Raw genomic sequence first — 13,274 nt, 5'->3', positions numbered from 1 at the left:
TCTCTGTGCTGATGATTGGAGATTGGGGATGTGTTGTGTGCCTCACAGACAACACTTGTTGCCTATGAGGATATGTTGTGATGGGAGTAACAGTCAAGATCCTTTGGTCATGCTTCCGCGTATTCTGGCGTTCTTGGCCTGTCTCCCGGCTACTATTGCTCCAATGACAGGGCCGCATGACAGGCCTGAAAGGTTCGTGAATGAAGGCTCTACCCGTTGAACCGAGCAATGTTCCCGTTGCCATCGGTTCCAGAATCCGCGCAGCCCGGCAGGCGCAGCGCCTCACCATCGAGCAAGTAGCGGATGCTACCGGGCTGACCAAGGGCTTCCTCAGCCGCGTGGAGCGGGACCTGACATCGCCGTCGGTCGCGTCACTGGTCACGCTGTGCCAGGTTCTGTCCGTGTCCGTGGGTGATTTGTTTGCGGCTCCCGAGACCCATCTGACCAAACGCGACGACGGCCCCCGCATTTCCCTGGGTGGCCAAGGCATAGTGGAGCGCCTGCTCACGGCGCGCTCAGAGCGTCGTTTGCAGATACTGCAGGCCACCATAGAACCGCGTGGCCGTGGAGAGAACGAGTTGTACGCGGTGGACTGCGACGTCGATGTCCTGCATGTGGTTAAGGGGCGGATCAAGCTCATCCTGACCAATGAGGAATACGACCTCGAAGAAGGGGACACTCTCTCCTTCCCGGGCCGTGAACCCCACACCTGGATCAACCCCACGGATGAAACCGTCGAGGTTCTGTGGGTGCTGGTTCCTGCAGCCAGCCGCTAGTACCGGGGCGCGCTCCCTCCCAGTTACTTCCGGTTCAGGAGCCGGGGGAGTGAGCTGAACCCTTGAACCCCGGGGCCCAGAGGTGCAAAGTTGCCCACCAACTGGGAGGGAGCGTCGCGACGCAACGCGAGAACCGCCTGAATCTCCGTAATCACCCGCTCCGGCTCGAACCAAATCACCTCCGGCGGGTACCTCAGCACGGAATAGCCGTTGACGGTAGAGGCGTTGTTTCGTGCCAAGTCGTTCCGCAGAGCCTTTCTGTTGGAGTGAAACGCGAAGCCATCCACTTCAACGATGAGGAATTCTTCGAGAAGAAAGTCCACGCGACCGATTCCAGGTATGGAAACCTGCGCCTCGAAAGCGATTCCATGTGTGCGGAGTAAGTGCTGCGCGTCTACCTCAACGATCGACTCTGCACGGAGATCGAGCTCATGCAGTGCCGTCAGTACCGGTCTGGATCTGTCCCCGCGGAGCTGCTCCTTGAGCAATGCCAGCGGCACGCCGTGCAGGCGAATGGCCGACGTGGCCATGGCTGTGGATGCCGGGGGTTCCAGGCATGTCATCGCGTGAAGCACTACGTCCTCCAGCGCCGCCACGGGCAGGGTGGGGTGTGCCTCGAACCGGGCCGTCCTGTGCCGGATAAACCCGCTGCCGTGCCCATGATCGCAGGCCAGATGATGTTGGCTTGGAGCGGTTCTTAGCCAAAGCCCGAAGTGTTTTGCAGCGCTGGCGCAGGAGACAAGAGCGTTGTGACGGATGGCCGCGGCGAACTCCGGCTTGTGATCATTGAGCATGTACACGCCCCGTCGCGGGCGGTTAGCTCCCCGGGATAACAACGAAGCGACGTCTGACCGGGAGAAGCCTGCGCTGAGGAGTTGTCCGGTTCGGGCTACGCCGCCCACCTCTTGAAGGTATAGATAGATGTCCATGTGGCCAGTTCACCGACGCTGGGCAGCTGCAGGAACGGTCCATTTCCCTTATGTGGATAAGTGGCAATTGCGGTCCTCCCCAGTTGCTGACCTTTCCGTGAGCAGCCTGGGCTCGCTGGCCCTGGAAATCCGTGGGCTAACGATGCGCGATGGTCACAAGGTAGGTCACCAACTGGGGAGGAGCGCGGCGAGCGGATTCGGGCGGTTAGCCCACGTGGACCCACGGCCGCCGGGTAATGTCCGGCTCGGCTTCCCTCAGCACTTCACGGGTTACCGGCGCGATTTCGCCTTCGCCGAAGAACAGGAACTTGCTGAGGTTGGAGATCGGGTTGCCCTCTGTCCAGCGGAAGTAGATGTGCGGCATGAAACCTGTGACGTCGCGGATATGGAGGAGCACAGCCGCCACGGTGTTCGGCACGTTGTTGCTGTGCACTTCCAGGATCTTGAACCCGTGCCGGAGCTTGCCCACAACCTGGAGTTCCTGCTCAAAGTCCGAGCTGTCGTCCACGATCACTTCGATGAACACGGCGTCGCAGTCCACTGGCAGGTGGTTGGCCTGCTGGGCGTGCTGGAGCTTGTCGCGGTACCGGCTGGCGCTGAGATGCTTGGGCTCGTGGGCGATGATGCGGACCGGGCCGTCGGCGGCATTGGCGGTGAACTCCAAGGCTTTCTCGTCCATTTTGATGTGCGTGGCCCGGAGCTCAAACGCGCGCCGCATGCGGGAGATGAAGCTGACAACCATGATGCCCAGGATGAAGAGGGCGGCAATCTTCAGGCCGTCCGGGCGCTCTATCGAGTTGACCACCGTGGTGTAGATGAACACCAAGGAGATCAGTCCGAAGCCGATGACCTGGGCGCGTTGTTTCCGGCGCCGTGCGGACAGGGTTACCGCGATCGAGGCGGAGGTAATAAGCACCAGAACGCCGGTGGCGTAGGCGCCGCCCTGGGCGTTGACGTCGGCCTGGAAAATGATGGTCACGATGAAGGCGATGACGGTGAATACCAGGACCAGTGGACGCAGGGCCCGTGCCCACGCCGGGGCCATGCCGTACCGGGGAAGGTACCTCGGTACCAGGTTCAGCAAGCCTGCCATGGCGGAAGCGCCGGCAAACCAGAGGATGGCGATGGTGCTGATGTCATAAACGGTTCCGAAGCCGTCGCCCAGGAATTTGTGGGCCAGATAGGCAAGCGCGCGTCCCTCGGCCTTTCCGCCTGATTCGAACTCGGCCGCGGGGATCAGCATGACGGTGGTGAAGCTGGAGGTAATGAGGAATGAGCTCATGATGATGGCTGCGGTGGTAAGGAGCTTGTGAGCGCCCTTGATCCGGCCAGTTGGCTTGGCGTCGGTGTCTGTTGCGTGCCCCTTGATCTGCGGCATGACGGCCACCCCGGTTTCAAATCCGGACAGGCCCAGCGCCAAGCGGGGGAAGACCAGCAGTGCCAAGGCGATCATCATGATCGGATCCCCGTGGGAGGTGGTCAGCGCCGTCCACCAATCAGTGATGACGCGGGATTCCGTGAAGAGATGGCTGATGGAGACGGCAATGACCACGAGGTTCAGTGCGAGGAACGCGCCCACCAGAACGACGGCTACGTTGATGGCTTCCTTGAATCCGCGCAGGAAGACGATGCCCAGGCCTGCGATGAGCGCAATGGTAATGACCACTTGCTGGCCTTCGAGGAAGTGCGGGGCGAAGGGGTTCTCGATGAGGTGGGCCGTGGCGTCTGCGGCCGAAAGGGTAATGGTGATCATGAAGTCCGTGGCGGCGAATCCGAGGAGGGCCAGAACGAACAGTTTGCCTCCCCACCGAGGAAGCAGGCGTTCCAGCATGGCGATGGAGCCTTCGCCGCGGGGGCTTTCCTTGGCAACACGCCGATACACAGGCAGCGCGCCTGCCAGGGTTGCAACCACCAGGAGCAGGGTAGCCAAGGGGGAGAGGAGTCCTGCGGCAAGTGCGGCGATGGCCGGCTGGTAGCCGAGGGTGGAGAAGTAGTCCAAGCCTGTGAGGCACATGACCTTCCACCAAGCCTGCGGCTTGTGGGAGTCGGCAGGCTTCCCGTGCGGTCCCTGGCGCTTGCCTGAGGTGTCCGGCATTCCTTCGAGCAGCCACGATTTGAGGTTGAAGGAGTGCTTGGGCCGGTCGGCCGGGTCGGCCGGAGGCCTCGTCAGGGTGGTCACGGTGTCCTTTCGCGCAGCACGGTACTGCTTCCGCAAGGAGCGTATGGCCGCGTTCGACGCCGGGACCCCGGTTTTTATGGAATCTTTACGCGCGCTGTGACCGGGATCTCACGCCGCGCACATCAAATCTTATTTGTAAACAGGTGATGCATATTAGGCAACTTCGAGTGTATGATGGGTGTCACAGCCAGTGATCCAATCCCCCAACGATGACAAGGAGTGGCATATTTTGGAAGAGCTCCGTATTGAAGCCAACGGGAACCTCGGACCCATCGATTCATCCCGCATCCCGCGCTACGCCGGTGCCGCCACCTACGCCCGACTGCCCCGCCTGGACCAGGTCTCCAAGGCCGACGTCACGGTAGTTGGCGTTCCCTTCGACTCTGGCGTTTCCTACCGTCCCGGCGCGCGCTTCGGCGCCAACCACGTGCGTGAGGCCAGCCGCCTGCTGCGCCCGTACAACCCGGCATGGGACGTCAGCCCGTTTGAGAACATCCAGGTTGCCGACGCCGGCGACATGGCCGTGAACCCGTTCAACATCAACGAGGCAATCGAGACCATCCAGCAGAACGCCCTGGACCTCACCGCCAACGGCAGCAAGCTGGTTACCCTCGGTGGCGACCACACCATTGCGCTGCCCCTCCTCCGCGCAGCGGCAGAGCGTGCCGGCGAACCCATCGCCATGCTCCACTTCGACGCACACCTGGACACCTGGGACACCTACTTTGGTGCCGAGTACACCCACGGCACCCCGTTCCGTCGGGCAGTGGAAGAAGGCATCCTGGACACGGAAGCCATCAGCCATGTGGGTACCCGCGGCCCGCTGTACGGCAAGAAGGACCTCGACGACGACCACCGCTTTGGCTTCGGAATCGTCACCTCCGCTGACGTCTACTACCAAGGCGTTCTGGAGACGGTGGCGAAGATCCGTGACCGCATCGGCAACCGTCCGCTGTACATCTCCGTGGACATCGACGTCCTGGATCCGGCGCACGCACCCGGCACCGGCACCCCCGAGGCCGGCGGTATCAGCAGCCGCGAACTCCTGGAAATCATCCGTGGCTTCCGCGGCATGAACCTCGTTGGCGCGGACATCGTGGAAGTTGCTCCGGCCTACGACCACGCAGAGATTACTGGCGTCGCAGGCAGCCACGTAGCCTACGAGCTCGTGACCCTCATGGCGGACAACGCCGTGGAAGGCGACCGACTCGGCGCCCCGAACGGCTACGCGCAGCAGGCCCTCGGTGCCCGCATCGCGGAGCTCGCACAGGCTCCCGGAACATCCGGTGACCAGCGATGATCGATTTCGATCCCGGCACAGCAGCTCCCACGAAGGGGACAAACCAGCGCAACGGTGGGGACCTCGTCGTCGAGACCCTCGAGGCGCTAGGTGCGAAGACTGTTTTCGGCATCCCGGGCCAGCACGCTCTTGGGCTGTTCGACGCCATGGGTCGCGGCAATCTGCACTTCGTGTCTTCCCGGGTGGAGAACAACTCGGCGTTCGCCGCTGACGGCTACTCCCGTGCCACCGGTGAGGTGGGTGTGCTGTTCCTGTCCACCGGTCCGGGGGCGCTGACGTCCCTCGCCGGATTGCAGGAGGCTTACGCCACCGGTGTTCCCATGGTGGTTGTTGCCAGCCAGATCCCGCTTGATGGCCTGGGTGCGCGTCGCAAGGGCATGCTGCACCAGCTCGATGACCAGAAGGCTTCGGCCGCGAACGTCACCAAGAGCCAGCGACTGATCCAGCACGCCTCGGGCATCCCGTCCGCCATCCAGGATGCTTGGACCGAAGCGATTTCCTCCCCGCAGGGTCCTGTGTGGATCGAAATCCCGCAGAACGTCCTGCTGGACCCGATCATGGTTCCTCCTGTGGAGGACGCCCTCGCCGAAGCAGCGGACAACCCGCCGCGCGTCGAGCTGATCCGCGAAGCCGTGAAGTGGCTTTCGACGGCGGAACGTCCGGCGATCATCGCTGGCGGCGGTACGCGTCGTGGCCGGGCTGAGAAGTCGTTGCTCTCGATCGCCGAGCAACTGCGCGCGCCGGTGATATGTACTCCCGGTGGCAACGGTGCGTTCCCGTGGACGCACGAGCTGTCCCTGCAGTCCTGGATCGAAGACCGGTACATGACCGATGTCCTCGAAGACGCCGATGTCCTGATCGTCATTGGTTCGTCGCTGGGTGAAGTGACCTCCAATTACTTCACCTTCGAACCCCGCGGCCGCATCATCCAGATCGACGCAGAACCCCGCGTCCTCGAATCCAACAGGCCTGGCCTGGGCATCCGTGCCGACGCCGGCCAGGCACTCGCAGCCCTGGACGAAGCCCTCGCAGCAGCAGGGGCAGCGGACACGACACAGCGATCCTGGCATGGCACCAGTCCGGAAGACGTGGTCAAGGAATCCCTGGCCAAGGTCAAGGCCCGGTTGGAATCACAGGACCTGGCCAAGGAACTGAAGTTCATGGCCGACATCCGCGAGGCTGTCCCGGCCGACATGCAGACGTTCTGGGACATGACCATCTCTGCTTACTGGGGCTGGAGCTGCTGGGACGCCCGACAGGGTCAGTTCCACTCTGCCCAGGGCGCCGGTGGCCTCGGCTACGGTTTCCCTGCAGCAATCGGCGGAGCCGTGGGCCTGGAAACCACGGGCAAACCGAGCCGGGTACTTGCTGTGTCCGGTGACGGTTCCTCCATGTACTCCATCTCCGAACTCGCCACCGCCAAGCAGCACAACGTTCCGGTCACTTGGCTGATCGTGGACGACGGCGGCTACGGCATCCTGCGCGAATACATGGTGGGCGCGTTCGGCCAGGCCACAGCCACAGAGCTCGCCCGCCCGGATTTTGTGAAGCTGGCCGAGTCCTTCGGCGTCCCGGCCCGCCGGGTTGCCCCGGAGGAAGTGGGGGACGCTCTCAAAGCGTCCTTCGAAGCGGACGGACCCAACGTCGTCGTGATTGAAACGCTTTTGAAAATGTTCGGCCCCACCCACTTGGACGACTAAGTACGCAAAAACAAGCAGCCCCCGCACGGAATACCGCGCGGGGGCTGACTGCTTTTGCAGCGACTAATCGAGATCCCGCTGTGTGCCTTCGGGGGTGAGCTTCACGGCGACAACCGCGGCCAGCATCGCAACGATCCAGAACACCGCAATGAGCCACAAGCCACCGCCGGCAGCGAGGCTGAGGCCGGCGACGATCATCGGTGTGAAGCCGGCGCCGATCATCGATGCCCCTTGATAGGACAACGAAGCCCCCGTGTAGCGGTTGCGGGTGGGAAATTGTTCGGCCACGTACGCTGCAATGGGGCCGTAGAGGAAGCCTTGCACCAGTCCATTGCCCAGCACGATCGCGAGGGCAAATGCCCATAGCCCGCCGTCGTTGATCAGCAGCAGGATGGGGTATGCGAGGACGGCGCCCAGCAAGGATGCGCCGATCAGCACCCGGCGTCGGCCGATCCTGTCGCTGAGGCGGGCCGAATAGAAGCAGATGATCAAGGTCAGCAGTGCCGCGAAAGCCTTGATGTTGAGCACGCCGTTCTTGTCTGCCCCGTTTTCCACGGCCACGGATACGCCCCACACCGTGGTCATCGATTGGCACACGTAGAAAGCTGTGGTGGCGAGCAGCCCCAGCACCACCGCGCGGCGATTGTGCTGGAGGACATCGAGAAGCGGCACCCGCCGTTTGGATCCCTCGGCTTCAAGCCTTTGGAAAGCCGGTGTTTCAGACACTTTGAGTCGGATGACCATTCCCACGGCGATCAACGCGGCGCTCAGGAGGAAAGGTATACGCCACCCCCATGCCAGGAAATCGTCACCGGACAGTGCTGCGAACAGGGACAGCGCCAGTGTGCCCAGAATCGCTCCCGCAGGACCGCCTGCGTTGGCGAAAGCTGCCGCAAATCCCCGGTGCTTTTTGGGGGCGTGCTCTATGGCCATGAGGGCGGCGCCGCCCCATTCCCCGCCAACCGCCACACCTTGAACCAGCCTGAGGACTACCAACGCGATAGGTGCGGCAATCCCAATCTGTGCTGTTGTGGGCAGCAAACCGATCATGGTGGTCCCGAAGCCCATGATGAGCATGGAGAGGACCAACATTTTCTTGCGGCCAACCCTGTCCCCGAAGTGCCCGAAGATCAGGCCACCCAAGGGGCGCGCAACATACCCCACGGCGAGCGTTACGAAGGATGCGAAAAGCGCGAAGCCGGGGCCGAGGTTGGCGAAAAACACCTTGTTGAAGACCAGACTGGCGGCGGTGGCGTACAGCATGAAGTCGTAGTACTCGATGGCACTTCCGATGAAACTGGACGCCAGGATGCGGCGCATGTCCTTGGACTTCATGGAATGTTCAGGCACGCTGCCGGTGGCTTCAGGCAGGGTGTCCTGGGATGGTGCTGAGCTCATGTGCTTCCTCAGTTCCGGTGATGGGGTTCGCGCATCAGCGCTGGCGTGCGAACGGGATGACGTCTAGATCGTTGGGAACGGTGAACTTTCCGCTGAAGTGCTCTTCGGCTTCGAGCCACACAGACGTGGATGCGTGGCCGGGCACCAGGTGATGAAGGGCAAGGTGCCTGGCGCCGGCGGCATCGGCCAGCTTTGCTGCTTCGCGGACACTCGTATGTGACTTGTAGTGGTGGTCACGTGCGGCCCGGCTGCTGTCGTCGGTTTTGTCTGCGTAGAGGGATTCCACCCAGTCGAAGTCGATGGCCTCGTGCAGCAACAAGTCCGTGCCCGTGGCCAGCGTGATCATGTTTTCTGTGTAGGCGGTGTCTCCGGAGATGGTGACGGAACCTTCAGCGGTATCGAAGCGGAAGGCGAAAGCCGGTGCCACGGGAGGGTGTTCCACCAGGATGGCGGTCACCGTCACCAATTCGTCGCGGTAGATCTGGAACGGTTCCATGGCCGGCGTCGGGTTGTTGTTGGGGTGATAGCCGGATGTCGCCGGGATCCGGATGTCTTCGGCTGCGAAGATGTCCAGGGGGCTGGGCTTCAGGCTGTCCAGGATGCGGTCATTGAGGTCCGTAGCGTGGGCGGCCATCAGCTGTTCGAACATCTGGCGGGTGCCCGGCGTCGGGTTCTCCGGGGCCAGCGGAAGAGGATCGACGACGGCGCGGGGCGACACCGGGGGCAGCTCACCACGGTTGCCGGGTCCAAGGATCCTCACCGGGTTGGTGGCACGGTCTGCGAGGGCGTACAAGCCGAAGATGCCAAGCCCGGCGAGGTCGTAGACGTGGTCTGAGTGCAGGTGCGTGATGAAGAGCGCCCTTAAGTCCTTAAGCTCCAAGCCTGACTGGCTGAGCCGGCGTCCGGCACCTTGGCCGAAATCCACCAGGTAGAAGGCATCTCCCACCACCACTGCGGTGGCTATTCCTGTGCGCTCGCCGGAGTCCGCGGCCGCCCACCATCGGGGACCGCCTGCGGTGCCCAGGGTAACGATGTGCGGTTTCAGGGATGACGTCAATGTCACGGGTGTCTCCTTCGACTTCGGCTTTCCTCCATAGTGGCCCGGCTCACTTCACTTGTATAATCAATCAATTCAAAGAAGTTCATAAGGAGAACTGATGGCTGAGTTCACCCTGCGCCAGCTCGAGTATTTTGTGGCCGTGCTCGATCACGGATCCCTGACCAAAGCTGCCAGCGAGAGCAACATCTCCCAGGCCGCCGCTTCCATGGCGATTGCACAGTTGGAAAAGAGCCTTGGCCTGGACCTGCTGATCCGCACCCGGGCCAAGAGGGTTGAGCCCACAGCTGCCGGACTTGAACTCGGCGTCCGTGCCCGGCGGATCCTCAGGGAAACCGCCGACCTGCGCGGTGGAGCACTGATGGGCTCCCATGAAGAGATGCGCGGCCGGGTCTCCATTGGCTGCATGGTGGCTATTTCGCCCCGGGTGATCCCGGAACTCATTGGCTATTTTGCCGAGAAGTGGCCCGAGGTGGAGCTCGACTTTGTGGAGGGCGCCGCTGAAGATCTGCAGAAGGGGGTAGGGGAGGGGGAGCTGGACCTGGCCTTTGTTTACTCCCCTCAGGTGGTTCCGGGGGTCGACGTCGTCAAAGTAGTGGAATCGCGCCCCCAGATCATGCTGGCGGCGGGCCACCCCCTGGCGGGAAGGGCATCACTGAGCTTCGCCGACCTCGCGGGCGAGGACGTGATCCTCTTCAATGTGCCACCCAGCGCGGAACGGGTCACGGCCATGTTCCTCGCAGCGGGCATCGAACCGAACGTCCGCTGGAAAAGCGTGGTGGCGCAGACCATACGCGGAGTTGTGGCCAGTGGGCGGGCCATCTCCGTGACCCATGCATGGCCGGGGGTTGCTCCGGTATATGCAGACGCCAAAGTTGTTCTGGTGCCCATTGAGGATGAACTCCCTGAGAGTTGGCTCGTGGCTGCCGTGCCGCCGGGGATCGAACGGCCCCGTCGGGTGAACGAGGTCATTCGTGCGGCTATTCAGCTGGCCGGGTAGTGCCGGATCTTCGCCGAATTCGCCGGAAACCGTCGAATTCGCCGGAGTTCTCCGGCGGTCTGACACTCTTCCCGCGTTCTCGGTGGCGGACGCCCATTACCTCATCTTTAGTTTCCCAAAGCAATCAGTTTGAGCTATAGTTGCTTTAGGCAAACAAAAAAGGGGTGTCTATCATGTCCGTCGGTTCTGCCACAGCGACCGATCTTGTGCATCAGATTTTCGATCTTCAGCGCACGCTGCGCTGTGTGGTCACCGCCCACATGGCCCGAGTTCCCGACGTCGGAATGGCCGTGCAAGGGGTGATGCGTTTCATCGGCGAGGGGGAGACCCGCGCCACGCAGTTGGCCACGCGCCTGGGTGTCAGCGCCCCAGTCCTGAGCCGGCACGTCACCGAACTCGAGGAACTCGGCTTTGTGGTCAGGCGGCCCGATCCCGCGGACGGCAGAGCCCAGCTCCTTGCCCTCACGGAGAGGGGCGCGGCGAAACTGCGCGAATTCGAAGAACAACGCAGCGTGAGACTGCGGGATTACCTGGCGGATTGGAGCGAGGCGGACGCCCTCGAGGCCTCCCAGGTGATCAACAAACTCACGGAGTCCCTCAAGGACTCAATCCGGGCAACGGCGGCCGGCTCCATCACAACAAACCAGACAGCTTAGGAGCCAAGCATGGCCACACCAGCAGTACACAACACCAAGGCGGTGGACGCCTCAGTTAACAAGGCTGCCGCGCCCATGACTCACCGTCAGATCATGGAAGCCCTCACCGGGCTCCTCGCGGCGTTCTTTACGGCGATCCTCAGCAGCACCATCGTCGCCAACGCACTGCCCACCATCATGTCCGAACTCAAGGGCACGCAAACCGACTTCGCGTGGGTCATCACGGCCGCGTTGCTGGCGAACGCTGCAACCACGCCCATCTGGGGCAAGCTCGCTGACCTCTTCGATAAGAAACTTCTTGTCCAGCTGAGCATCATCATCTTCGTGGCCGGTTCCGTCATGGCCGGCCTGTCTGAAACCATTCCGCTGCTGCTGACCGCACGCGTCATCCAAGGTGTGGCCATGGGTGGTCTCACCGCCTTGGCGCAGGCCATCATCGGTTCCATGATCCCGCCGCGTGATCGCGGAAAGTACTCCGGGTACATGGGCGCCGTCATGGCCGTCGGTACCGCCGGTGGCCCGTTGCTGGGTGGCTTCATCGTTGACAGCCCGCTGGGCTGGCGCTGGACGTTCTTCGTCTGCGTCCCCTTGGCCGTCGTCGCGCTCATCCTGCTCCAGGTGACGTTGAAGATCCAGCACATCAAGCGCCCCGCCAAGATCGACTGGCTCGGTTCCATCCTCTTGACCTCGGGCGTCAGCCTGCTCCTGATCTGGGTTTCCTTCGCAGGCAACCCCGACTACTACGACTGGTTCTCCTGGCAGTCCGCGCTGATGGTTGGCGGCGGCGTAGCGCTGCTGGCAGTCCTGGTCTTTGTTGAAACCAAGGTTGCCCAGCCCATCATCCCGCTCAAGATCATCTCCGAGCGCACCACGGCCCTGGCGATCATTGCCTCGGTTGCTGTCGGTATCGCCATGTTCGGCTCCTCAACCTTCCTGGGCCAGTACTTCCAGGTGGCCCGCGGCGCCACTCCCACTGAGGCAGGCCTGCTGACGCTGCCCATGATCGCGGGCAACCTGATCGGTTCCGTGGCTTCGGGCATCCTGATCAGCCGCTTCGGAAAGTGGAAGAGGTTCCTGATTGCAGGCTCCGTACTCCTGATCGGCGGCCTGGCATTCGCAGGAACCATGGATCACACCACTGAATTGTGGATCGTGGCGATCTACACCGGTGTGTTTGGGCTCGGCTTGGGCATGCTCATGCAGAACCTGGTGCTCGCCGTTCAGAACACTGTTCAGGCCAAGGACATCGGAACCGCGAGTGCTTCGGTGGCGTTCTTCCGCTCCGTAGGTGGCGCAATCGGTGTCTCCGTTTTGGGTGCCATCATGTCCAACCACGTGAAGGACCTCGCTGTCGAAGGCATGGCCGCTGCCGGGATTCCCGTCCAAGGAGGCGCGTCCGGAGCCAGCATGGACCTTGCCGATATGCCCGCGCCCATCGCTGACATCATGCGTGCTGCTTACGGCGACGCCACCGCACAGATCTTCCTGATCTCCGCGATCATCAGCGTGGTGGCCCTCTTGGCTGTGCTGTTCATCAAGGAACGTCCGCTGCGCCGCACGGTTGATGCTGCTCCCGAAAAGGAGCTCATTGCCACGGCCTCGGGAGACGCCGGAATGTCGCTGGATACCTCGTCCCTGGACGCGGTCAGGACGCACGACGACGACGCACGCCCGTTGGGTGCCGGGCGTCAGGTTCCGAGCGCCGAACCTCGGGGTGCGGATGCCGAACGTCCGGCTCCGAGTGCCGAACGTCCGGCTCCGAAGCAGGATTCCGGATCCGACCTTGACCTGGAGTTCGCCCGGATTCTCACGCAGGAACGTCCGCACGCCACGGCCGACGTGAAGGAAGTGCAGGAGCAACTCTCCCGGACCCAGTACGTTCTGGCCGAACAGCAGTTGCAGCTCAGCCGCGCCAACGTAGAACTGCAGGCCCGGTTGCGGGAGCAGCAAACCATCGCGGAGCAGCAGGCGAAGACTGCCGGGGAGCTGGCCGCGATCCGCAAAGAACTCAAACGCGAACGCAGGCAGCAGGAACGCATGGCGCTGCTGCTCCTCCAGGGCGTTGAAGCCAGGCCGGACCACGGCAAGCACGCGGGCTAAGTCCACGTACGGTGAAGCGCCGGTTGGGAAACCAGCCGGCGCTTTGCTGTGCTGCCTGCTCCAACGGGAGCATCCACGGCACATGAACTACTCCGCTGGGATGATCTTTTCCGTAAGTTGTTTCGTCGGGGCAACGGATTTCGTAGAGTAGGGAGGCTAATACTGTCAGCCCCGGCTGC

The 13,274-nt window shown here is 62.6% G+C and carries 10 protein-coding genes; 6 read left to right on the top strand and 4 right to left on the bottom strand.

The window, feature by feature from the left end:
• Positions 1–200 precede the first annotated feature (200 nt).
• On the top strand, positions 201–776 hold the full coding sequence (locus tag BMY91_RS07185) for a helix-turn-helix domain-containing protein (RefSeq protein ID WP_024819844.1): 576 nt from the start codon (positions 201–203) through the stop codon (positions 774–776).
• A 23-nt stretch (positions 777–799) separates the two neighbouring features.
• On the opposite strand, the gene BMY91_RS07180 is transcribed toward BMY91_RS07185, so the two are convergent.
• On the bottom strand, positions 800–1,705 hold the full coding sequence (locus BMY91_RS07180; RefSeq protein ID WP_090820341.1) for a DUF559 domain-containing protein: 906 nt from the start codon (positions 1,703–1,705) through the stop codon (positions 800–802).
• Positions 1,706–1,910: 205 nt separating this feature from the next.
• Positions 1,911–3,884, bottom strand: coding sequence for an APC family permease (locus tag BMY91_RS07175; protein ID WP_090820339.1), 1,974 nt, complete (start codon positions 3,882–3,884; stop codon positions 1,911–1,913).
• Positions 3,885–4,113: 229 nt separating this feature from the next.
• Between BMY91_RS07175 and speB the strand changes: the two genes are divergently transcribed.
• Both speB and BMY91_RS07165 read left to right on the top strand, forming a co-directional pair.
• The gene (gene speB / locus BMY91_RS07170) at positions 4,114–5,184 is read left to right on the top strand and encodes an agmatinase (protein WP_090820708.1); all 1,071 of its coding nucleotides are present in this window, start codon (positions 4,114–4,116) and stop codon (positions 5,182–5,184) included.
• Positions 5,181–6,884 carry a thiamine pyrophosphate-binding protein gene (locus BMY91_RS07165; protein ID WP_090820337.1) on the top strand — a complete coding sequence of 568 codons (1,704 nt, stop codon included), beginning with the start codon at positions 5,181–5,183 and terminating at the stop codon, positions 6,882–6,884. The genes speB and BMY91_RS07165 overlap by 4 nt, the downstream gene beginning before the upstream one ends.
• A gap of 63 nt (positions 6,885–6,947) precedes the next feature.
• On the opposite strand, the gene BMY91_RS07160 is transcribed toward BMY91_RS07165, so the two are convergent.
• Together BMY91_RS07160 and BMY91_RS07155 are read right to left on the bottom strand one after the other, a co-directional pair.
• Entirely contained in the window at positions 6,948–8,282 is a 1,335-nt protein-coding gene (locus BMY91_RS07160; RefSeq protein WP_090820335.1) for an MFS transporter, read from the bottom strand.
• 34 nt (positions 8,283–8,316) lie between these two features.
• Positions 8,317–9,345, bottom strand: coding sequence for an MBL fold metallo-hydrolase (locus BMY91_RS07155; RefSeq protein ID WP_090820333.1), 1,029 nt, complete (start codon positions 9,343–9,345; stop codon positions 8,317–8,319).
• Positions 9,346–9,439: 94 nt separating this feature from the next.
• Here BMY91_RS07155 and BMY91_RS07150 point away from each other — a divergent pair, with 94 nt between their 5' ends.
• The 3 genes from BMY91_RS07150 (at position 9,440) to BMY91_RS07140 (ending at position 13,095) form a co-directional block, all read left to right on the top strand.
• Positions 9,440–10,339, top strand: coding sequence for a LysR family transcriptional regulator (locus BMY91_RS07150; RefSeq protein WP_090820331.1), 900 nt, complete (start codon positions 9,440–9,442; stop codon positions 10,337–10,339).
• 173 nt (positions 10,340–10,512) lie between these two features.
• Positions 10,513–10,995, top strand: a complete 483-nt coding sequence (locus tag BMY91_RS07145) for a MarR family winged helix-turn-helix transcriptional regulator (protein WP_090820329.1) — start codon at positions 10,513–10,515, stop codon at positions 10,993–10,995.
• A 9-nt stretch (positions 10,996–11,004) separates the two neighbouring features.
• Positions 11,005–13,095 carry an MDR family MFS transporter gene (locus BMY91_RS07140; RefSeq protein ID WP_090820327.1) on the top strand — a complete coding sequence of 697 codons (2,091 nt, stop codon included), beginning with the start codon at positions 11,005–11,007 and terminating at the stop codon, positions 13,093–13,095.
• The last annotated feature ends 179 nt before the right edge of the window (positions 13,096–13,274 follow it).

This window comes from Arthrobacter sp. yr096, assembly GCF_900108925.1.
Lineage (GTDB): Bacteria > Actinomycetota > Actinomycetes > Actinomycetales > Micrococcaceae > Arthrobacter.
This window is presented reverse-complemented; position numbering and strand designations above follow the sequence as displayed.